The organism is Mesorhizobium sp. BR1-1-3, from assembly GCF_020165455.1.
GTDB classification, from domain to species: domain Bacteria; phylum Pseudomonadota; class Alphaproteobacteria; order Rhizobiales; family Rhizobiaceae; genus Mesorhizobium; species Mesorhizobium ciceri.
Map to the genome: position 1 here is coordinate 482,072 of NZ_JAIUIC010000001.1, position 20,510 is coordinate 502,581.

The 20,510-nt window shown below is 62.1% G+C and carries 20 protein-coding genes; 8 read left to right on the forward strand and 12 right to left on the reverse strand.

Features of this window, described 5'->3' with window-relative positions:
* Positions 1 to 105 precede the first annotated feature (105 nt).
* The 3 genes from lon to clpP all read right to left on the reverse strand — a co-directional run bounded on the left by lon (position 106) and on the right by clpP (position 5,025).
* Positions 106 to 2,517, reverse strand: a complete 2,412-nt coding sequence (gene lon / locus LB559_RS02430; RefSeq protein ID WP_013532189.1) for an endopeptidase La — start codon at positions 2,515 to 2,517, stop codon at positions 106 to 108.
* 306 nt (positions 2,518 to 2,823) lie between these two features.
* Positions 2,824 to 4,098: an ATP-dependent Clp protease ATP-binding subunit ClpX gene (gene clpX / locus LB559_RS02435; RefSeq protein WP_013532190.1), complete on the reverse strand. Its 1,275-nt coding sequence runs from the start codon at positions 4,096 to 4,098 to the stop codon at positions 2,824 to 2,826.
* A gap of 297 nt (positions 4,099 to 4,395) precedes the next feature.
* Positions 4,396 to 5,025: an ATP-dependent Clp endopeptidase proteolytic subunit ClpP gene (gene clpP, locus LB559_RS02440; RefSeq protein WP_013532191.1), complete on the reverse strand. Its 630-nt coding sequence runs from the start codon at positions 5,023 to 5,025 to the stop codon at positions 4,396 to 4,398.
* A 366-nt stretch (positions 5,026 to 5,391) separates the two neighbouring features.
* On the opposite strand from clpP, the gene LB559_RS02445 reads away from it, so the two are divergent.
* Complete coding sequence (locus tag LB559_RS02445) at positions 5,392 to 5,955, forward strand: hypothetical protein (protein ID WP_224672958.1); 564 nt, start codon at positions 5,392 to 5,394, stop codon at positions 5,953 to 5,955.
* A gap of 49 nt (positions 5,956 to 6,004) precedes the next feature.
* Positions 6,005 to 7,384 carry a pyridoxal phosphate-dependent decarboxylase family protein gene (locus LB559_RS02450; protein WP_224672959.1) on the forward strand — a complete coding sequence of 460 codons (1,380 nt, stop codon included), beginning with the start codon at positions 6,005 to 6,007 and terminating at the stop codon, positions 7,382 to 7,384.
* Between the two features lie 25 nt (positions 7,385 to 7,409).
* Here LB559_RS02450 and LB559_RS02455 read toward each other — a convergent pair whose 3' ends face one another.
* Positions 7,410 to 8,513: an NAD(P)/FAD-dependent oxidoreductase gene (locus LB559_RS02455; RefSeq protein WP_224672960.1), complete on the reverse strand. Its 1,104-nt coding sequence runs from the start codon at positions 8,511 to 8,513 to the stop codon at positions 7,410 to 7,412.
* 103 nt (positions 8,514 to 8,616) lie between these two features.
* On the opposite strand from LB559_RS02455, the gene LB559_RS02460 reads away from it, so the two are divergent.
* Together LB559_RS02460 and LB559_RS02465 are read left to right on the forward strand one after the other, a co-directional pair.
* Positions 8,617 to 9,867 carry a cytochrome P450 gene (locus tag LB559_RS02460; protein WP_224672961.1) on the forward strand — a complete coding sequence of 417 codons (1,251 nt, stop codon included), beginning with the start codon at positions 8,617 to 8,619 and terminating at the stop codon, positions 9,865 to 9,867.
* 24 nt (positions 9,868 to 9,891) lie between these two features.
* Positions 9,892 to 10,959 carry a hypothetical protein gene (locus LB559_RS02465; protein ID WP_224672962.1) on the forward strand — a complete coding sequence of 356 codons (1,068 nt, stop codon included), beginning with the start codon at positions 9,892 to 9,894 and terminating at the stop codon, positions 10,957 to 10,959.
* Positions 10,960 to 11,356: 397 nt separating this feature from the next.
* Here the strand turns inward: LB559_RS02465 and LB559_RS02470 are convergent, their stop codons facing one another.
* The 7 genes from LB559_RS02470 to LB559_RS02500 form a co-directional block, all read right to left on the reverse strand.
* Positions 11,357 to 11,704, reverse strand: a complete 348-nt coding sequence (locus LB559_RS02470) for a cupin domain-containing protein (RefSeq protein ID WP_127369502.1) — start codon at positions 11,702 to 11,704, stop codon at positions 11,357 to 11,359.
* Between the two features lie 94 nt (positions 11,705 to 11,798).
* Entirely contained in the window at positions 11,799 to 13,079 is a 1,281-nt protein-coding gene (locus LB559_RS02475; RefSeq protein ID WP_224672963.1) for an O-acetylhomoserine aminocarboxypropyltransferase, read from the reverse strand.
* A 226-nt stretch (positions 13,080 to 13,305) separates the two neighbouring features.
* The gene (locus LB559_RS02480; protein ID WP_024504599.1) at positions 13,306 to 13,827 is read right to left on the reverse strand and encodes a CoA-binding protein; all 522 of its coding nucleotides are present in this window, start codon (positions 13,825 to 13,827) and stop codon (positions 13,306 to 13,308) included.
* The gene (locus LB559_RS32980) at positions 13,814 to 14,578 is read right to left on the reverse strand and encodes a GNAT family N-acetyltransferase (RefSeq protein ID WP_224672964.1); all 765 of its coding nucleotides are present in this window, start codon (positions 14,576 to 14,578) and stop codon (positions 13,814 to 13,816) included. The genes LB559_RS02480 and LB559_RS32980 overlap by 14 nt, the downstream gene beginning before the upstream one ends.
* Complete coding sequence (locus LB559_RS02490) at positions 14,575 to 15,357, reverse strand: AAA family ATPase (protein WP_224672965.1); 783 nt, start codon at positions 15,355 to 15,357, stop codon at positions 14,575 to 14,577. The genes LB559_RS32980 and LB559_RS02490 overlap by 4 nt, the downstream gene beginning before the upstream one ends.
* Positions 15,357 to 15,779: a VOC family protein gene (locus tag LB559_RS02495; RefSeq protein WP_027162400.1), complete on the reverse strand. Its 423-nt coding sequence runs from the start codon at positions 15,777 to 15,779 to the stop codon at positions 15,357 to 15,359. The genes LB559_RS02490 and LB559_RS02495 overlap by 1 nt, the downstream gene beginning before the upstream one ends.
* Positions 15,780 to 15,789: 10 nt before the next feature.
* Positions 15,790 to 16,611, reverse strand: a complete 822-nt coding sequence (locus LB559_RS02500) for an enoyl-CoA hydratase (RefSeq protein WP_224672966.1) — start codon at positions 16,609 to 16,611, stop codon at positions 15,790 to 15,792.
* A 154-nt stretch (positions 16,612 to 16,765) separates the two neighbouring features.
* Between LB559_RS02500 and LB559_RS02505 the strand changes: the two genes are divergently transcribed.
* The 3 genes from LB559_RS02505 (at position 16,766) to rpsI (ending at position 18,394) form a co-directional block, all read left to right on the forward strand.
* Positions 16,766 to 17,230 (forward strand): PaaI family thioesterase, encoded by a 465-nt coding sequence (locus LB559_RS02505; RefSeq protein WP_027162402.1) that lies wholly within the window; start codon positions 16,766 to 16,768, stop codon positions 17,228 to 17,230.
* Positions 17,231 to 17,445: 215 nt separating this feature from the next.
* Positions 17,446 to 17,910 (forward strand): 50S ribosomal protein L13, encoded by a 465-nt coding sequence (gene rplM / locus LB559_RS02510; RefSeq protein ID WP_013532205.1) that lies wholly within the window; start codon positions 17,446 to 17,448, stop codon positions 17,908 to 17,910.
* Position 17,911: 1 nt separating this feature from the next.
* The gene (gene rpsI / locus LB559_RS02515) at positions 17,912 to 18,394 is read left to right on the forward strand and encodes a 30S ribosomal protein S9 (RefSeq protein WP_013532206.1); all 483 of its coding nucleotides are present in this window, start codon (positions 17,912 to 17,914) and stop codon (positions 18,392 to 18,394) included.
* 195 nt (positions 18,395 to 18,589) lie between these two features.
* Here the strand turns inward: rpsI and LB559_RS02520 are convergent, their stop codons facing one another.
* Positions 18,590 to 19,489 (reverse strand): LysR family transcriptional regulator, encoded by a 900-nt coding sequence (locus tag LB559_RS02520; RefSeq protein WP_224672967.1) that lies wholly within the window; start codon positions 19,487 to 19,489, stop codon positions 18,590 to 18,592.
* A 91-nt stretch (positions 19,490 to 19,580) separates the two neighbouring features.
* On the opposite strand from LB559_RS02520, the gene LB559_RS02525 reads away from it, so the two are divergent.
* Positions 19,581 to 20,468 (forward strand): aldo/keto reductase family oxidoreductase, encoded by an 888-nt coding sequence (locus tag LB559_RS02525; protein ID WP_027162403.1) that lies wholly within the window; start codon positions 19,581 to 19,583, stop codon positions 20,466 to 20,468.
* The last annotated feature ends 42 nt before the right edge of the window (positions 20,469 to 20,510 follow it).

Here is a 20,510-nt window from a genome sequence, read left to right on the forward strand (position 1 = left end):
AAACCAACGCATGGCCCCGAAAACCGTAGCCGGTTTGCGGCAAGGGCCATGCGCAAGTCTGGGCGTTAGAGCGTCCTTTGTGCGTCCAGATGGACGCCCGGCGCTCTAATGCGCCAGGGACTTTCCAGCGTCGTCGGCACTGTCTGTCGCAGCCGGCGGATTGACCGGCTCGACCCATTCGATCGGCTCCGGCATACGCACCAGCGCGTGGCGCAACACCTCGCCGACACGTGAGACCGGAATGATCTCCATGCCGTTCTTCACATTGTCCGGAATCTCCGCCAGATCCTTGGCATTGTCTTCCGGGATCAGCACCTTCTTGATGCCGCCGCGCAGTGCGGCGAGCAGCTTCTCCTTGAGCCCGCCGATCGGCAGGATGCGGCCGCGAAGCGTTATCTCGCCGGTCATCGCCACATCCGCCCGGACCGGAATACCCGTCAGTACCGATACAATGGCTGTCGCCATGGCAGCACCTGCAGACGGGCCGTCCTTCGGCGTGGCGCCTTCCGGCAAGTGCACGTGGATGTCGCGCTTGTCGAACAGCGGCGGCTCGATGCCGAAATCGACGGCGCGCGAGCGGACATAGGAGGCCGCCGCCGAAATCGATTCCTTCATCACGTCGCGCAAATTGCCGGTCACCGTCATGCGGCCCTTGCCGGGCATCATGACGCCTTCGACCGTCAGCAGCTCGCCGCCGACTTCCGTCCAGGCGAGTCCGGTAACGACACCGACCTGATCGTCAGCCTCGACCTGACCGAAGCGGAAGCGTTCAACACCGAGGTAATCGGCGAGGTTCGCCGCCGTGATGTTCACCGTCTTCTTCTTCGTCTTCAGGATCTCGGTCACCGCCTTGCGCCCGAGCTTCATCAGCTCGCGCTCGAGGCTTCTGACGCCCGCTTCACGGGTGTAGGTCTGGACGATGGCGCGGATCGCGTCCTCACCGACGGAAAACTCCTTCGGCTGCAGCGCGTGATCGCGGATCACCTTAGGCATCAGGTGCCGCTTGGCGATCTCGATCTTCTCGTCCTCGGTGTAGCCGGCGATACGGATGATCTCCATGCGGTCCATCAAGGGCGCCGGGATGTTCAGCGTGTTCGCCGTCGTCACGAACATGACGCTCGACAGATCGTATTCGACCTCGAGGTAGTGGTCCATGAACGTCGAGTTCTGTTCCGGATCTAGGACCTCGAGCAACGCCGATGACGGATCGCCACGGAAGTCCTGGCCCATCTTGTCGATCTCGTCGAGCAGGAAGAGCGGGTTGGACTTCTTGGCCTTCTTCATCGACTGGATGACCTTGCCGGGCATCGAGCCGATATAGGTGCGCCGGTGGCCACGGATCTCGGCCTCGTCACGCACGCCGCCCAGCGCCATGCGGATGAACTCGCGTCCAGTCGCCTTGGCGATCGACTTGCCGAGCGAGGTCTTGCCGACACCGGGAGGGCCGACGAGGCACAGGATCGGCCCCTTCAGCTTCTTCTGGCGGCTTTGCACGGCGAGATACTCGACGATGCGCTCCTTGACCTTGTCGAGGCCAAAATGGTCGGTATCGAGCACGTTCTGCGCGAAAGCCAGATCCTGCTTGACCTTGGAGTTCTTGCCCCACGGGATCGACAGGATCCAGTCGAGATAGTTGCGCACGACGGTCGATTCAGCCGACATCGGCGACATCGTCCGGAGCTTCTTCAACTCGGCTTCCGCCTTTTCGCGGGCCTCCTTGGAGAGCTTGGTCTTCTTGATGCGCGCCTCTATCTCGGCGGCCTCGTCGCGGCCGTCCTCGCCTTCGCCGAGTTCCTTCTGGATCGCCTTCATCTGCTCGTTCAGGTAGTACTCGCGCTGCGTCTTCTCCATCTGGCGCTTGACGCGCGAGCGGATGCGCTTCTCCACCTGCAGGACGGAGATTTCGGCTTCCATGAAGCCCATCGCCTTTTCCAGCCGCTCCTTGACCGAAAGCGTGGCCAGCATCTCCTGCTTCTCGGGGATCTTGATGGCGAGATGCGAGGCAACCGTGTCGGCGAGCTTGGAGTAGTCGTCGATCTGGCTGGCAGCACCCACCACTTCGGGCGAGATCTTCTTGTTCAGCTTGACGTAATTCTCGAAGTCGGTGACGACCGAACGCGCCAGCGCCTCAACCTCGACCTCTTCCTCTTCCGGCTCGACCAGCGCCGCGGCGCGGGCCTCGTGGAAATCGGGACGGTCAGTGAACGAGACGATTTTCGCACGCGAAGCGCCTTCGACCAGAACCTTGACGGTGCCGTCGGGCAGCTTGAGCAATTGCAGCACATTGGCGAGCGTGCCGATGTCGAAAATGGCATCGGGCTCGGGATCGTCATCGGCGGCATTCATCTGGGTGGCAAGCAGGATCTGCTTTTCCTGACCCATCACCTCTTCCAGCGCCTTGATCGACTTCTCACGCCCGACGAAGAGCGGAACGATCATGTGCGGGAACACCACGATGTCGCGCAGTGGGAGAACTGCGAAGACGCCGTCGCTGGGTGCCTTGGATACTTTGGCCATTGTCCAACCTTTCATGTCGCGGCCGCTAATTGAGCCAACCGCGAATCCTATATTAACGACCGGGGATCGTTCCGCCTACCACCCTTTGTGACGGGAGTTTTACAGCACAGAAATCGGGCACCTCGGCCTTCTCCAGTTAGTTGGATGCACGACCCCCAAAGATCAAGGGGCGTGTCCAAATCCGCACTCCCAACCCGTCCGCGAGTGACACATTTGCGACGCCAGCCCGTACGCCGCGCAAAACCGCTGTGCGACAGCAAAACGGCGCCTTGCGGCGCCGTTTCAGAATTTCGCTGCGGGCTCATGTCAGGCGCTGACATTGCCCTTCTTTTCCTTCTGCTCGGAGTAGATGTAGAGCGGCCGGGCACTGCCGGTCACCACCTCCTCCGAAATCACCACTTCGCGCACGCCTTCGAGTGCGGGAAGCTCGAACATCGTGTCGAGCAGGATCGCCTCCATGATCGAACGCAGGCCGCGCGCGCCGGTCTTGCGCTCAATGGCGCGCTTGGCGATCGCCGAAAGAGCGTTCTCATGGAAGGTCAGGTCGACATTTTCCATCTCGAACAGCCGCTGATACTGCTTGACCAGCGCGTTCTTCGGCTCGGTCAGGATCTGGATCAGCGCCGGTTCGTCGAGGTCTTCCAGCGTCGCCAGGACCGGCAGACGGCCGACAAACTCAGGGATGAGACCGAACTTCAACAGATCCTCGGGCTCGACCAGGCGGAAAACATCGCCAGTGCGGCGATCCTCCGGCGAAGCGACGACCGCGCCGAAGCCGATCGACGTCTTGCGGCCGCGATCCGAGATGATCTTGTCCAGCCCGGCGAAGGCGCCGCCGCAGATGAACAGGATGTTGGCTGTATCGACCTGCAGGAATTCCTGCTGCGGGTGCTTCCTGCCGCCCTGTGGCGGCACGGAGGCGACGGTGCCTTCCATGATCTTCAAGAGCGCCTGCTGCACACCCTCGCCCGACACGTCGCGGGTGATCGAGGGATTGTCCGACTTGCGCGAAATCTTGTCGATTTCGTCGATGTAGACGATGCCGCGCTGGGCGCGCTCGACATTGTAGTCGGCCGACTGCAACAGCTTCAGGATGATGTTTTCGACGTCCTCGCCGACATAGCCGGCTTCGGTCAGCGTCGTCGCGTCAGCCATGGTGAACGGCACGTCGATGATGCGGGCCAGCGTCTGCGCGAGCAGCGTCTTGCCGCAACCGGTCGGGCCGATCAAAAGGATGTTGGACTTCGCCAGTTCGACATCGTTGTTCTTGCCGGCATGCGCGAGGCGCTTGTAGTGATTGTGGACCGCCACCGACAGCACGCGCTTGGCGTAGGGCTGACCGATGACATAGTCGTCGAGAACCTTGAGGATCTCCTGCGGTGTCGGCACGCCTTCGCGCGACTTCACCATCGAGGTCTTGTTCTCTTCACGGATGATGTCCATGCAGAGTTCGACGCACTCGTCGCAGATGAAGACCGTCGGACCGGCGATCAGCTTGCGCACTTCGTGCTGGCTTTTGCCGCAAAACGAGCAGTAAAGCGTGTTCTTGGAATCGCCGCTGTTGTTGCCGACCTTGCTCATTTTCATGTCCTTTCATGGCCGCCCGCCGATGGTCTGGCTGAAAGGGCGCATACTCTATCTATCGCGGGAATCCGCCGCCGCCAGTGTGTCCCGGCTCCCGCAACGCATTCCGTACGAAACACAAATCAGAAAACGTGGCAATGATTCGCGACAACCCCGCATAAAGCTAAGCCGCCGAAACTCAACATAGCCTTAACGTAGGCAATCCTGTCCCCCGAGGGAACAGCCAATTGTGGCCGAAATGCCGCAAGACGCGCCAAAAGCGCGTGATGGTGCCATCCAACTGCCAACTTGCCTTTATGCCAGCGCCCCTTCGGCCGCCTCGCGCGACGAAATGACCTTGTCGATGAGGCCGAAATCCTTGGCTTCGTCGGCGGTCATGAAATGGTCGCGGTCGAGCGTTTTCTCGATCTCTTCATAGCTCTTGCCGGTGTGCTTGACGTAGACCTCGTTGAGGCGACGCTTCAGCTTGATGATATCCAGGGCATGGCGCTCGATGTCGGACGCCTGGCCCTGAAAGCCGCCGGAAGGCTGGTGAACCATGATGCGGGCGTTCGGCGTGGCAAAGCGCATGTCCTTGTGACCGGCAGTCAGGAGCAGCGAACCCATCGAAGCCGCCTGGCCGATGCAGAGCGTCGACACGGCCGGCTTGATGAACTGCATGGTGTCGTAGATCGCCATGCCCGAGGTGACGACGCCGCCCGGCGAATTGATGTAGAGGTTGATTTCCTTCTTCGGATTCTCGGCTTCGAGGAACAAAAGCTGCGCGCAGACCAGCGTCGCCATGCCGTCCTCGACCGGACCGGTGATGAAAATGATGCGCTCTTTGAGGAGGCGCGAGAAAATGTCGTAGGCCCGCTCGCCGCGATTGGTCTGTTCGACCACCATCGGAACGAGGTTCATGTAGGTTTCGACGGGGTTCTTCATTCGTTGTCTCTTATCTCGCGGTGGGATTCCGGCGCCGGCAATGCAGGCAGATCGGGCAGAATCGGTTCTGGATCGTTATTCCGTAAATAGGATGCCGGCTCATCCTTGTGCAAGGCCGACCCCTCCTAGCCATCTGGGTAAGTCGAATCAAGCTTTCTGACCAAGGATTCGCGGCGGCGGATGCTTCCGCGGGTCCGGAGCCGCATCGCCGGCCCCGCAACGTAGCAGTTTCTTAACCGCGTCACTTAACGAAATGCGCCGAAACCGCTTTTTTCCGAGACGGCTTCCTCTACAATTCAACGTTGAACTTATGCATAGAGTTCAACAGGGGGAGTGTCATGCCCGGGAAAACCGCATGCTTCACCATTGCCCGGCCTGACCGTGCTCGGCACGATTTCGCAGACGGCGGCCGGCGGCCGCGCCGTCGAATGTTATGAGCCGGTCCGCAGTCCGGCCGTCTATGACACGGTCTATGAAGACGTGATGATCAGTCCGCCCGGTCAGCAGGTCGACTATATCGCCCCTATCTTTGGCACGCGCGAGCGCGTCGTGATGACCGTTCCGGCGCAAGTGACCTACCAGATCGTACCGGCCGTCACCCGCACCGTCTATCGTACGGTCCGGGTCGATGGCGGCGGCTATTCCTGGGAATGGCGCGTCATCCATGGCCGCAAGGTGCTGTGCAAGGTATGGCACAAGGCGCGCTACGAACGCGTCGCAGAGACCGTCGTGATCCGGCCAGAACGCACGCGGCGCGTCGTCATTCCCGCACAATATGACAGCATCGCCGAGGAGGTGCTGGTGCGGCCGGAACAAAGGCGCGTCATCGATGTCCCCGCCTCCTACCAGGCCGTCGCGCGTCGTGTGTTGGTCCGGGAAGGCTCATCCAGTTGGCGGCGGGTGCATATTCCCAGGCATTGCCAGGATTAGCGCGCATGGCGTACCCTGCTTCGCAGCGGATCTCCGTTGGGCTGAGGGCATGCGCGACCTGGAAATTTCCAATCAGGAATTGTCAGACCTTGCCGAAGAAGCCTTGGCGCTTGCCAAAGCTTATTGGGCCTCCCTCGAGGAACGTCGGACGTATCCCACGACCAGCGGCAAACAGACGACGGAACTCTTCTCGCGGCCTTGGCAGGAGAGCGGTCGTGGTCGGGAAGTCTTGCAGGATTTCAAGTCGATAGCGGAGCATGTGCGGCCTTCAACCGGCAGGTTCTTCGGTTATGTCGTCGGCTCCGGCGAACCGATCGGCGCGCTGGGGGAATTGCTGGCTGCGGTGCTCAATCAGAATGTGACGTCGTGGCGCTCGGCACCGGCTGCGACATCGATCGAACGCGCCGTCGTCGAATGGTTGGCGGAGGCTGTCGGTTGCCCCGGATTTACAGGCAGCCTGTGCGGCGGCGGCTCGACGGCGAACCTCATGGCCCTGGCGATGGCGCGGGAAGCGAAGCTGCCAGCCAACGAAACAGGCGTGCGACCGTGCGTGATCTATGCTTCCGAGCAAGTGCACATGTCCATTCCCAAGGCCGTCGCGCTGTTGGGGATCGGTAGAAAAAATCTCCGTTTGATCCCTGTCGACGACAAATTCAGGATGCGGACGGATGCCCTCCAGGCAGCTATTGCAGCCGACCGCGGCATCGGCAACATGCCCATCGCCATCGTGGCCACGGCCGGCACCATCATCTCCGGTGCGATCGATCCCCTTCCCGAAATCGCAGACATTGCCCGCAGGGAAGCGTTGTGGATGCATGTCGATGGGGCCTATGGGGGACTGGCGGCCCTGACCGTCCCGGAAAAGTTCCAGGGACTGTCTTTGGCGGATTCGCTGTCGCTCGATGCGCACAAATGGCTCTATCAGCCACTCGATTGCGGCTGCCTGCTCAATCGCCACCCAGACATTGCGCGCACGACTTTCTCGCACAGCGACGACTACGTCAGGATATTGAGCGAAGACCCAACGGAAGCATTTGCATTCTTTGAAGAGTCGATCGAACTGTCTCGGCGCTTCCGTGCGCTGAAGCTCTGGATGTCGCTGCAGTATCACGGGCGCCGTGCCTATCGCGAAGCCATCGCGCGCGATCTCTACCATGCCCAGATGCTGGTACAGGCAATCGCTTCACAGCCGGAGCTTGAGCAGCTTGCGCCGGTATCGCTAAGCGCGGTCTGTTTCCGTCACCGCTCTAAGGACAACGAAGCGATCCTGCGCCGCGTGATCGCGCGCGGCCGCGTGTATCTGTCGAATGCAACGATCAGCGGTCAGTTCGCGCTGCGGGCGTGTTTCGTCAATCACAGGACGACCTTGGATGACGTGCGGGCGATTGTGTCCGAAGTCATTGCCGCCGCAGACGAACTCAATCATTGAACCGCTGCGGATTTGGCCTCGTGTTTCAGGCGACCTCCGCCCGCAGCCATGCCTTCAGACCGGCGATATCCCCATCGCCGACAGCAGCGGCAACGCGCCTGCCGACCGCAGCGCCGAACTTGTAGCCGTGGCCGGAGCATGCCGAGACAACAAGGCATTTGCCCTTTTCATGCGCCATGAATTTTTCGTCTGATGTGAAAGTGTAGGCGCAGGTGACGACTTCGGTCACCTGATACTCTTCGATGCGGGCGATCGGCGGCGAAAACAGGTTGCGGATCGCCTCGCCCTCGCCCGCCACCGGCTCGCGGTTCCAATCGGCGTCGCTGGTCGGCACCTTGTGCAGCCCGGACCCGAACTTCATGCCGGCGCCGCCGGAGGGCGGGATCACATAGCCGTCGATCGCGCCGCCGACATCGAGCACGACCGGTGCCGCCTGCCAGGCCGCCTTGAGGTCGGCCGGCGGTTCGACATAGGCAAGTGCGGTTCGATAGGTCTTCAATTCTCCATCCAGTTCTGGAAACAGTTTTAGCACCCAGGCGCCGGCGGCGACGACGATGCGGTCGGCCTGCATCGTCGAGCCGCTTTCGAGCACGATGTGGCCGGCTTCGGCGTCGACCTCGACCACCTTGCTGTTTTCGTAGACATTGGCGCCGTTGGCGCGCAGCCACTTTGCCAGGCCGGACGCGATCTTGCGGCAATGCAGGGCGCCGCCTTCGGTCGAGAAATAGGCGTAGCGAAACGAGCCGGCTTCCAGAAACGGCCAGCGTTTCACGGCTGCATCGGGCTCCAGCAGTTCGAACGGAAAATTGCCTTCTTCCAGGCCCTCGCGATATTCCTCGGCCTCGTCGCCGGGCTCGCGCGAAATGCAGACAAATCCTCTGGGATCGAGGTGGCTTTCGCCGAGATCGGCCCACATCTCGTCCCAGGCCTGGTAGGCTTCGGTGATCAGCCGGCCGTAGCCGGTCCCCGCGCGATAGGCGCGGCGGATGATGCGATGATGGTCGCCCGACGCGGCCAGCGGGTTCGGGATCGGCCCCTGCTCGACGATGGAAACGCTGTGACCCGCCTTGACCAGCGACCACGCCGTCGAGAGGCCGACAATACCCGCACCGACAACGATCACCTTCATCAAATCAGACTTTCCGCAGCCGGTCGGCTGGCTCAACGTATTGGATTGCGGGCGCCAACATACGGTCTGGAATCAGGCTGGCAAGCCGCGCTATTGGTCTGGCATGAGCAAATTGACGCCACCCGCCCTGGCCTTTGATCCAGCCACTCGACATCTGCGGCTCGACCCGCACGAGCCGGCTTTTTTTCAAAACCCTTATGATGCCTATGCTTTCCTCCACGGCGTATCGAATGCATTCTTCTGGGAAGAATTCGGCTTCTGGTGCTTTGGCGGTTTCGACGACGTCAACCGGCTGCTGCGCGACCGCCGTTTCGGCCGCCAGAATCCGGCCGGCATTCCACACAGTCGCGGCATCGGACAGGACCGCAGCCATCTCAGGGCCTTCGACGGCGTCGAAGCCAATTCGATGCTGGAACTGGAGCCGCCGGTGCACACGCGGCTGAGAACACTGGTCAACCGCGCCTTCGTCTCGCGTCAGGTCGAACGGCTGCGGCCGCGTGTCGAGGCTTTGGCCAACGAGCTGATCGACCGTTTCGAACCAGGCAAGACGGTCGACCTGTTGCCTGCCTTCGCGGCGCCCTTGCCGATCACCATCATTGCCGAAATGCTCGGTGTGCCGGTCGACATGGGGCCGCAACTGCTCGACTGGTCGCACCAGATGGTTGCCATGTACATGCATGGCCGCACGCGCGCGATCGAAGAGACGGCCAACCGAGCCGCGGGCGAATTTGCCGATTTCCTGCGTTTCCATGTCACCGAGCGACGCAAGAACCCTGGCGACGACCTGCTGTCGCTGCTGATCTCGGCGCAGGAGGACGGCAAAAAGCTGTCGGAGGACGAGATGGTGTCCTCGGCGATCCTGCTGCTCAATGCCGGTCATGAAGCGACAGTGCATCAGACCGGCAACGCTGTCCGTTCGATCCTTATGCAAGGCGCCGATGTCAGCCGCTTCTTCGGCTCACCCGAAGCGACGGCGGCAACGGTCGAGGAATGCCTGCGCTTCGACGCGCCGCTGCACATGTTCACGCGCTATGCCTACCATGAGATCGAAGTCGCGCCTGGCATTGTCGTGCAGCCGGGCCAGACGATCGGGCTGCTGCTGGGGATGGCCAATCACGATCCGCGCGCCTTCGCCGAACCGCAAGCCTTCCGGCCCGATCGTGCGGATCAAAAGAACGTCTCCTTCGGCGCCGGCATCCATTTCTGTATCGGTGCGCCGCTGGCCCGGCTCGAATTGCAGGTGTCGCTGAAAACCCTGTTCGAACGCCACCCAGAGCTGCATCTTGCCGAAACCCCAAGCTTCCGCGACACTTATCACTTCCATGGGCTGGAAAGGCTCGCCGTCGGCTTCTGACGATCGCGAGCCAGGGGCTGCGATATGAGATTGTTTTCGATACGGGCGACGTTGTTTGCCCTGGCGCTGGCGTGCGCATTCCCTGAGATCGCGGCCGCCCAGCAGCAGCCGGAAAACATCCCGTGGCAAAACAGCATGGCCATCGCCCAGAAAATGGCGACGGTTCTGCTGGAGCGGCAGACCGGGTCGAAGGGCCTGCCGCCGACATCCTTTGCCATCGAGGTCGATCTCAACCTCGACGGTTTTCCGGAGATTTTCGCCTATCGCCATGCGCCCGGCTGTGATGGCACCAACTGCGGCAACTTCCTGTTTGTCCTGGAAGGCGACAGCTACCAGGAGGTTCTCGGCGACATTCCGGGGGCGAGGCTGGTGCCGCAGGACAAGATCGGGCTCAGCGCCTTCAAGCGAAACGGTTTTCTTGACATGCAGTCCGACCAGATGACGATCGGCTGGGACGGCAAGCGCTATCTCGACGCCTCCGCCTTCCCGGCCTCGTCGCTCGACGGCGCGGCCTTCCTGGCGGCTTGCCAGAAAAGCAAATCCAACGGGCAGCCGGCGGAGGGCGAAGCCGAGCGCGTGAGCGCCGAATGCCAGTGCCAGCTCAACCGGTTTCAGGTAACCAGCCTCACGCAGGCCGATCTCGACATGTACACCGCGTCGCTGGCAGAAAACTTCGAATATCCGACGGGTGAAAAGTGGACGGCGCTGCTTGCCGTCCAGAACAGTGCCAAGGATGTCGGCACCGGCTGCGATGTCGCCAGCGGCAAGAACCAATGGCCGCCAGCCTATTTCAACCATGGCGACCAGCCGCAGCAGAAGTTGAGTTTTGACGGCTTTCTCGATGCCTGTCCGGCGCAGGATTTCATTCTCACCAACCACAAGATCGGATCACCGGACCGTGCGCTCACCCTGTGCGGCTGCCTCGCCCGCGAGATGCCGACGCAGGGCATCAGCCAGGAGGGACTCGATCTCATGGCGCAGTATTATCGCGACGAGATCTCCGACGCGGACATCGAGGCGCAGGACGCCGACGTGCTGACTTTCCACGACAAGGCCTCGGAAGCCTGCCTTAGCCAGTTTCCGGCGAAGTAGACAAACCGGCACGCTGGCGACAGACCGAGGAGCCGAGATAGCCGGGACAATGAAATTCGGATTCTTGCGGGAAACCTCTATTGGAGGCCGATACTTTCCCTCAAATGCTAAATACCAGCAGTATCGTCGAGGCCACCGCAAAAACCGCCAACGTTGGAAAGAACACTATCGCCAACCAAAATCTCTTCGGGTGCATTTCTCGCAGGTAGACCCTACCGGGCGCAGGATAGATTCCTGATTTGATCGCTGGAAACACAACTGAAATGCAAAAATTTATGATCCAGACATCCGCAAATATACAAGCAATAGTGACAGCTATTTTATATACATCCATACCTAATTGTACTGGAATTTCAAACTAGCGCAAGCTCTCCGCTGTTATTGTTCATGAAAGCGATCAGAGCTTGATCACATACTCCTTGCGAGTCGTTTCAAGCACTTCCCAGCTGCCCTTGAAGCCGGGCCTGAGCACAAAACTGTCGCCGGCCTTGACGGTGCGCGCCTGCCCATCGTCCTCCGTCACCACCGAAACGCCGGACAGGATGTGGCAGAACTCCCATTCGTCATAGGCGATGCGCCATTTGCCGGGGGTCGATTCCCAGATGCCGGCGTAGAGGCCGCCCTCCCGCTCCTCGACATTCCAGGTGCGGAATTTGGGATCGCCCGAGATCAGCCGATCCGGCGCCGGCGCGCCAGATTCGGGTTCGACGCTGTCGGTCGATATCGTCAAGTAGTGCACGGACAAGACTTGTTCTCCATGAAAGAGCCGGCAATCCGCCGGCTCACCCCCACGCCGGCGCTGCGCGCCGACCCTCCCCACAAGGGGGAGGGTAAAAGAATCAGACCTTGGCGAGCGCCTGTTCGAGGTCGGCGACGATGTCGTTGACGTCCTCGATGCCGATCGACAGCCGCACCGTGTCCGGTCCTGCGCCAGCCTTGACCTTCTGCTCGTCGGATAGCTGGCGGTGCGTGGTCGAGGCCGGGTGGATGACCAGAGACTTGGTGTCGCCGACATTGGCCAGATGCGAGAACAGTTCGAGCGCCTCGACGAATTTGACGCCGGCGTCATAGCCGCCCTTCAGCGCGAAGGTGAACACGGCGCCGGCGCCAAGTGGTGAGTACTTCTTCTGCAGTGCATTGTTCTTGTCCGAGGGCAGGCCGGGGTAGTTCACCGACGCGACCTTGGGATGATTGGACAGCCAGGCAGCAACCGTCACGGCGTTATCGCAGTGGCGCTGCATGCGCAGCGGCAAGGTTTCCAGGCCGGTCAGGATCAGGAATGCGTTGAACGGCGAGATCGCCGGGCCGAGGTCGCGCAGGCCAAGCACGCGCGCGGCAATGGCGAAGGCGAAATTGCCGAAGGTTTCGTGCAGAACGAGGCCGCCATATTCAGGGCGCGGTTCCGACAGCATCGGGTATTTGCCCGATTTCGACCAGTCGAACGTGCCGCCATCGACGATGGCGCCGCCGATCGAGTTGCCATGGCCGCCGATGAACTTGGTCAGCGAATGCACGACGATGTCGGCGCCGTGCTCGATCGGCCGGATGAGGTAGGGCGAGGCCAGCGTGTTGTCGACGATCAGCGGCAGACCATGCTTGCGGGCGATGTCACCGATCTTCTCGATGTCGACGAAGGTGCCGGCCGGATTGGCGAGGCTCTCGATGAAGATCGCCTTGGTCCTGTCGTCGATCTGGCTTTCGAAGGTCGAGATATCGTTGGTGTCGGCCCATCGCACCTCCCAGCCATAATTCTTGAAGGCATGGCCGAATTGGTTGATCGAACCGCCGTAAAGCTTGTTGGCCGCGACGAAATTGTCGCCCGGCTGCATCAGATTGTGGAACACGATCACCTGCGCCGCATGGCCGGAGGCGACCGCGAGTGCCGCCGTGCCGCCTTCAAGGGCCGCCATGCGCTCTTCCAGCACCGCCTGGGTCGGGTTCATGATGCGGGTGTAGATGTTGCCGAAGGCCTTCAGCCCGAACAGCGAGGCGGCATGGTCGGCATCATCGAAGACGAAGGAGGTCGTCTGGTAGATCGGCGTGGCGCGCGCGCCGGTCGCCGGATCGGGCTTGGCACCGGCGTGGACGGCGAGCGTGTTGAAACCTGGCGTGCGGGTCACTGAAAACCTCCCTTTTGAAACTCTTGAAATCGCCGGGCATTCTTGGCGAAGCATGAGCGCGAATGCAAAGAAGAAAATACCCTTCGGCTAGCGATCTGCGGCCGAGGCCCGAGAAAATGCGCTGGCCTAAGGAATAATTTTGCGCCTAAGGCGCATCGCGCGTCAGGCCTTGCTTTTGGTGCACGTCGTTATCCCAAAACCGCTGCGCACTTTTGAGCGACGTGCACTACTTCTGCCGCACGCCAAAACTCTGGAATCCCGACCGCATCAGCGGCTTCTTCGACGACAGCACGCCGGAATTGACGCCGGTCCAACCGATCTCGCCGGACAGCTTGCCATATTCGATCTTGGGGCAGCGGTTCATCACCACCTTGATGCCGGCGGCCTCGGCGCGCGCGGCTGCTTCGTCATGGCGCACGCCAAGCTGCATCCAGATCACTTTCGGCAAGGGATCGAGCCGCAACGCCTCGTCGACGATGCCGGGCACCGCCGCCGGCGCGCGAAAGATGTCGACCATGTCGATCGGCTCCGGAATATCGGCGAGCCTCGCATAGGTCATCCGGCCGAGGATCTCCTTGCCGGCCTGGCCAGGATTGATCGGAAACACCGAAAATCCCTTGGCCAGCAGATATTTCAGCACGAAATAGCTTGGCCGCACATCATTGGCGGACGCGCCGACCATGGCGATGGTCTTCACCGAATTGAGGATGCCGGCAATGTAAGTGTTGTCGTAGCTATCGTGGTTCATGCGGCTTCCTGCGGTAGTGGTATCGGTAAAGTTCACGGCTGAACCCAAGCGAGGCGTAGAGGGCGCGAGCCGGCGTGTTGTCGGCCACCACCTGCAGGCATGCAGCTGACGCACCCGTTTGTCGTGCCCAGTCGATCAGGACGCCCACCGTCTTGCGGCCCAGGCCTTGCTGCCTGAAACGGCCGTCGGTTTCAACCGATTCCACCACAAGCAGCCCATTGCGGATGACGCCATAGGCCAAGGCGGCAATTTCGCTGTCTCGTGTACAGGACACGAACGCCCGGTCGCCGACGATCAGCCCGGTCATCTCGCGAAAGATGCGGCGGTCGGCGTCGTCAAAGGCTCCCATGCGGAACCGCGCCGCGAGCCAGTCCTCGCCCGGCACCTTCAAAACGGTGACCTGCTCATCGCGAAATTCAGCCAGGTCGCCGATCCCGGCATGGAGATGGATCGTGCCGCCTTCCGGCTGGTAGCCGCGATGGTCGAGAGCGGCTTCGAGCTCGCCGGCGATGCCGGGAACCCGAAACAAGGGCGTCTGGCCGTGGCCGATGTAGAAGGACTCGGCGGCGTCGACGACCGCATCAGGCACGCCCCGCTTACCGCGCAAGGGATTGGCCGAATTGGTGCGCCGGATCCGTCCGCCCGATCGCCGTAGAAGCCAGCCATCAACCACCGTCTCGGTCGCCGCCGGCCAGCCTTCGCGGCACGCCTGCTCGACGCGCCAATTGAGATCATCGTCGCCGGCGCTCACGCGTCATCCTCCCGCAGCGCTTCCTCCATAAAGGCCTGCGGATCGGTGCAGAAGTCGCGCATCATGCGAAAATGATCGGTATCGCTGAAATCCGTGGGATCGAGCCCGAACCGGCTGATGCGGAACAGCCGCGCGCCAGGACAAGCCATCAGCAGCGGCGAATGCGTCGCCATGATCACTTGCGCGGTGCCCGACTGGTCCATGCGCCGCAGCATCTTGAGCAGCTCGATCTGGCGCGACGGAGACAGCGCGCTTTCGGGTTCGTCGAGGATGTAGATGCCTTGCCTGCGGCAGCGCTCCTCGAAAAAGCGGATAAAGCCCTCGCCATGCGACCAGGACAGGAAGTCCGGCGGCGGGGGCCTGAAAGGGTCTTCCAGTGCCGCCTGATCGAGATATCGGGCCACGGAGTAGAAGGATTCGGCGCGAAAAAACCAGCCGGCGGTGACTTTCGGCAGCCAGTGACCGCGGAATGCGTTGGCCAGCGCGGCACCACTCTTGTCGATGGCGCTGGAATGGTCGACCGGCCTATATCCCTTGCCGCCACCGGCTTCGTCATAGCCGGCCAGCGCACCGATCGCCTCGAGCAGCGTCGATTTGCCGGTGCCGTTCTCGCCGACGATGATGGTGATCGGCGTGGTGAATTCGAGTTCGAAGTCGTGGCCGCGAAACAGCGGCAGGTTCCATGGATATTTTTCCCAATCCTCGACCCGCACGGCATCGAGCAGGATGCGCTTCAGATAGGGAGCCTTGAGCCGCGTCAGCTGCTTGCGATGGGCCATCAGCCAGGTAGCGAAATCGTGCCGTCTTCGGCGATCGGAAAGGCCGGATTGTGCGCCACTTCCCAGACATGCCCGTCGGCGTCGGCGAAGTAGCCGTACCAGCCGCCCCAGAAGGCGCGGCCGGCCGGCTTGACGATGCGGCCGCCGGCTTTTTCCGCCCTGGCGAGCACGTCGTCGACTTCGGCGTCGGAGCGGGTGTTGTAGGCGAGGTAGACCGCCGATGGCGCCGCGGCGAAGGCGATGCCGGAATCCTCTTCTGCGCTGGCACGTGGGAACAGACCAAGAATGACGCCGCCCATCTGGAAGAAGGCGACACCGTCGGTGATACCGGCATGCCGCTTCAAGCCCATAGCCTCGTAGAAGCGCACCGCGCGGTCCAGATCATCGGTGGCGATGGTAATGATAGAGATTCGCGGCTCCATGGTGCTGCTCCTATTCGTCCGTCCATTCCGGCTTGCGCTTGCCGATGAAGGCGCCGATGCCTTCCTCGGCGTCGCGCGCGAGCATGTTTTCGACCATGATCCGGCCGGTATAGGTGTAAGCATCCGCCAGCCCCATTTCGGCCTGCGCGTAAAACGCCTCCTTGCCCGTCTTGACCACCAAAGATGATTTGGAAGCAATGGTTTGCGCGTATTTGGTGACGATCTGATTCAGGTATTCACGCGGCACGACGCGGTTGACCAGGCCGAATTCCTTGGCGGTTGCCGCATCGATTGTCTCGCCGGTCAACAGCATCTCCATCGCATGCTTGCGCGAGACGTTGCGCGACAGCGCCACCATCGGCGTCGAGCAGAACAGGCCGATGTTGACACCCGGCGTACAGAAGGTCGCCTCATGCGAAGCGATCGCCAGGTCGCAGCTGGCGACCAGTTGCAGCCCGGCGGCGGTGGCCAGGCCGTCAACCTCGGCGATGACAGGCACTGGATGACACACGATCGCCTGCATCAGCGTCGCACAAGCTGCAAACGTCTCTGCGAAAAAGGCCTTGCCATGATCGGCGTCAGTGCGGCGCGCGGTCATTTCCTTGAGATCGTGGCCGGCGCAGAACACCTTGCCGGCAGCCGACAAGACGATGACGCGAACGGCCTTGTCGGCCCTGGCGCGCTCGAGTTCGGCCGTCAGCGCCGCCATCACCGCCAGCGACAGCGCGTTGGCAGGCGGATTGGCGAGTGTGAGGCGCAGCACGCCCTTGTCCAGTTGTGCAACCACCGGACCCTCAACGGCCGCAGGCTTGATGGCAAGGATTTCGGCCATGGATAAGGTTCTCCGCGATTCCGCTGGGGCTGCCAGACTATCTAATACCGGATCAGGTTTCGTCCAACACCGATCGCTTGCGCCAAGGGATGAAGGTTGTCAGAAATGCCGCGCTGCGCTCATACAGGCCTGGCGCAAAGCGAGAGACCAAGACATGCCCGCCCAGACCAACCTCAAGCCCGTGCTGACCGCGCAACAAGTCAATGCGCTGATGGAAACCGTCTATCCGCAGCTCAATGAGCAGTTCAAATATTTCGAGGCGATCGACGTGTTCCCGGGCGGCTGCACCGTGCGGCTCAACGCCGGCGAAAGGCATTTGCGTCCCGGCGGCACGGTGTCCGGCCCCTCGCTGTTCACGCTGGCCGACATTGGCGGCTACGTCTGCGTGCTCAGCCATGCCGGGCCGGATGCGCTTTCGGTCACCGTCAACCTCGACATCAATTTCGTGCGCAAGGCCGAGGCAGGACCGATCGACGGCCATTGCCGCATCCTGAAGCTGGGAAAGAGCCTGATGGTGTTCGACATCGACATCGTTGCCGGCCCAGACGGACACACGGTGGCGCATGCCACCGGCACCTATTCGATCCCGCCGAAGCGGAATGGTGATGTGGTAAAATAATACCTTTTGTTCAAGTTATTGTTTTTGCTACATTTTACCTGATATCTACCTTTTCGTTCGCCTTGACGCGGTCACCACCCTCGCCTATAAGCCTCCACGAAGCAGCGGCCCGCAAAGGCCGCCGTTTTGTTATTGGCGGCGGGCAAGCGCCTTTCGCCAATCCAAGCAACAAGAAACGCCTTCTCTTATGAAGGTCAGAACCGAGAGCAGAAAACATGACAACCTTTTCGCAGAAGCCTGCGGATGTGGTGAAGAAGTGGATCCTGATCGACGCCGAAGGTCTCGTCGTCGGTCGTCTGGCCACTGTCATCGCCAATCATCTCCGCGGCAAGCACAAGCCGACCTTCACCCCGCACGTCGACGACGGCGACAACGTCATCGTCATCAATGCCGACAAGGTGGTGTTCACCGGCAAGAAATTCACCGACAAGGTCTATTACTGGCACACCGGCCACCCAGGCGGCATCAAGGAGCGCACCGCGCGCCAGCTGCTCGAGGGTCGTTTCCCCGAGCGTGTCGTCGAGAAGGCCGTTGAGCGCATGGTCCCGCGTGGCCCGCTCGGCCGTCGCCAGATGAAGAACCTGCGCGTCTATGCAGGCGCCGAGCATCCGCATGTCGCCCAGCAGCCCGTCGTGCTCGACGTGGCCAAGCTGAACGCCAAGAACAAGAAGGTCGCATAAGATGGCTGAGCTTTCCTCGCTCGCAGAACTGGGCGCCGCCACCGGCAACACCAATACCCAGCCGGCGGCCCCCGTCCACGTCCAGAAGCTCGACAAGTCGGGCCGCGCCTATGCCACCGGCAAGCGCAAGAACGCCATTGCGCGCGTCTGGGTGAAGCCGGGTTCCGGCAAGATCATCATCAACGACAAGGAATTCGCGACCTATTTCGCGCGTCCGGTCCTGCAGATGATCCTCAACCAGCCGATCATCGCCTCCAACCGCGCCGGCCAGTACGACATCGTCGCGACAGTCGTCGGCGGCGGTCTCTCCGGCCAGGCTGGCGCCGTGCGTCACGGCATCTCCAAGGCACTGACCTACTACGAGCCGACGCTGCGCGCCGTGCTCAAGAAGGGCGGCTTCCTGACCCGCGACAGCCGCGTCGTCGAGCGCAAGAAGTACGGCAAGGCCAAGGCCCGTCGTAGCTTCCAGTTTTCCAAGCGCTAAGCACTTCGCAGCTTCAGACAATCGAAAAGGCCGCCTCCGGGCGGCCTTTTTGTTTGCGGCTCGGCAGTCACCCCACCCACGCCTACGGCGCGACCTTCCCATCGAGGGAAGGTAGAAGAGCGCGGCGCCCTACCTCCCCTCAATGGGGAGGTCGGCGCGGAGCGCCGGGTGGGGGTGACGGCGCCGGAAAACAGGTCAGGCCTTGCCGCCCTTGATATAGTCGATGAACGCCCGCAGCGGGGCCGGAACCAGGCGCCGGCCGGGATAATAGAGAAACGGTCCGGGAAAACTCTGCCACCACGGCTCGAGCACGGGCTCAAGAGCGCCGCTGTCGAAGTAAGGGCGCAGCCAGCCCTCGAAGAGGCCGATGATGCCGGTGCCGGCGACGGCCGCGTCGACGGCAAGATCCGTCGCCCCGCCGATCCGCACGATCAAGGGGCCTGTCGGATCGACCCGCACCACCTCGCCGTCTCGCTCGAATTCCCACGGCAGCATCGCACCGCTGGCAAAGCGCCCACGCACGCAGGAGTGGCCAAGCAGGTCGCTCGGGTGTTGCGGGCGCCCATGGCGAACAAGATAGGCAGGGCTGGCGGCGGTGGCGAAACGCTGCACGCGCGGTCCGATCGGCACCGCGATCATGTCCTGTTCCAGCCGCTCGTCATAGCGGACGCCGGCATCGCAGCCCGCCGCCAGCACGTCGACGAAGTTCTCGTCGGCGATCACCTCCAGCCGGATACCGGGATAGGCGGCGAGGAAACCCGGCACGATATCGGGCAATATCAGCCGCGCAGCACTGACCGGCACGTTGAGACGCAACGAGCCCGCCGGCCTGTCGCGAAAACCGTTCACCACGTCCAGCGCCGCCTCCACCTCCGACAGCGCCGGGCCGAGCCGCTCCAGCAGGCTGAGGCCCGCCTCGGTCGGGACAACGCTGCGCGTCGTGCGGTTGAACAGCCTGACACCGAGCTGCACTTCCAGGCGACGCACCGCCTCACTCAGGCCGGAGGCGCTGCCGCCGCTCGCACGCGCGCCGTCGCGAAAGCCGCCGGCGCGCGCCACCGCCACGAAAGCATTCAGATCGCTGAGGTCCATCATTGTTCGCCATTCCGCACGGCCTGTGTGGATTGTACCGGATTATCACGAGGTTGGGCAGCGCCTATCTCTGCCTCCTCATAGGAGATCAATCATGTCCAACATCCAACAATCCGGCACCTTCGCCCCCGCCACCTTCAAGCTTGGCAGCCGCACCGTGAAGCGGCTCGGCTACGGTGCCATGCAACTCGCGGGACCCGGCGTGTTCGGGCCGCCCAAGGATCATGACGCGGCATTGGCCGTGCTGCGCGAGGCGATTGCGCAAGGCGTCGACCATATCGATACCAGCGACTTCTACGGTCCGCACGTCACCAACCGGCTGATCCGCGAGGCGCTGGCGCCCTACCCCCAAGATCTCGTCATCGTCACCAAGATCGGTGCCCGGCGCGGCGCGGATGGATCGTGGCTGCCGGCCTTTTCCGCGGAAGCGCTCACCCAGGCGGTACACGACAATCTCAGCAATCTCGGGCTCGAGGTGCTCGACGTCGTCAACCTACGCATCATGTTCGATACCCATGGCCCCGCCGAGGGATCGATCGAAGCGCCGCTCACCGTGCTGGCCGAGCTCCAACAACAGGGTCTGGTCAGGCACATCGGGCTGAGCAACGTGACGCCGGCGCAGATCGCGCAAGGACGCGGGATCGCCGAGATCGTCTGCGTGCAGAACCAGTACAATCTGGCGCATCGCGGCGACGATGCCCTGATCGACGATCTTGCCCGCGATGGCATCGCCTATGTGCCGTTCTTCCCGCTCGGCGGCTTCAACCCGCTGCAATCCTCCACCCTGTCGGAAATCGCGGCGCGCCTCGGCGCCACGCCAATGCAGGTCGCGCTCGCCTGGCTGCTGCGCCGCGCGCCCAACATCCTGCTGATCCCCGGCACATCGTCGGTCGGGCATCTCAGGGAGAACCTCGCTGCGGCTGAACTGGAATTGCCACAGGATGCGCTCAGCGAACTGGACGGCGTGGCGCTAGCGGCTTGAAGCTAGCCAATCTCCCCCCTCGTGAGGGAGATTGGCAGCGTC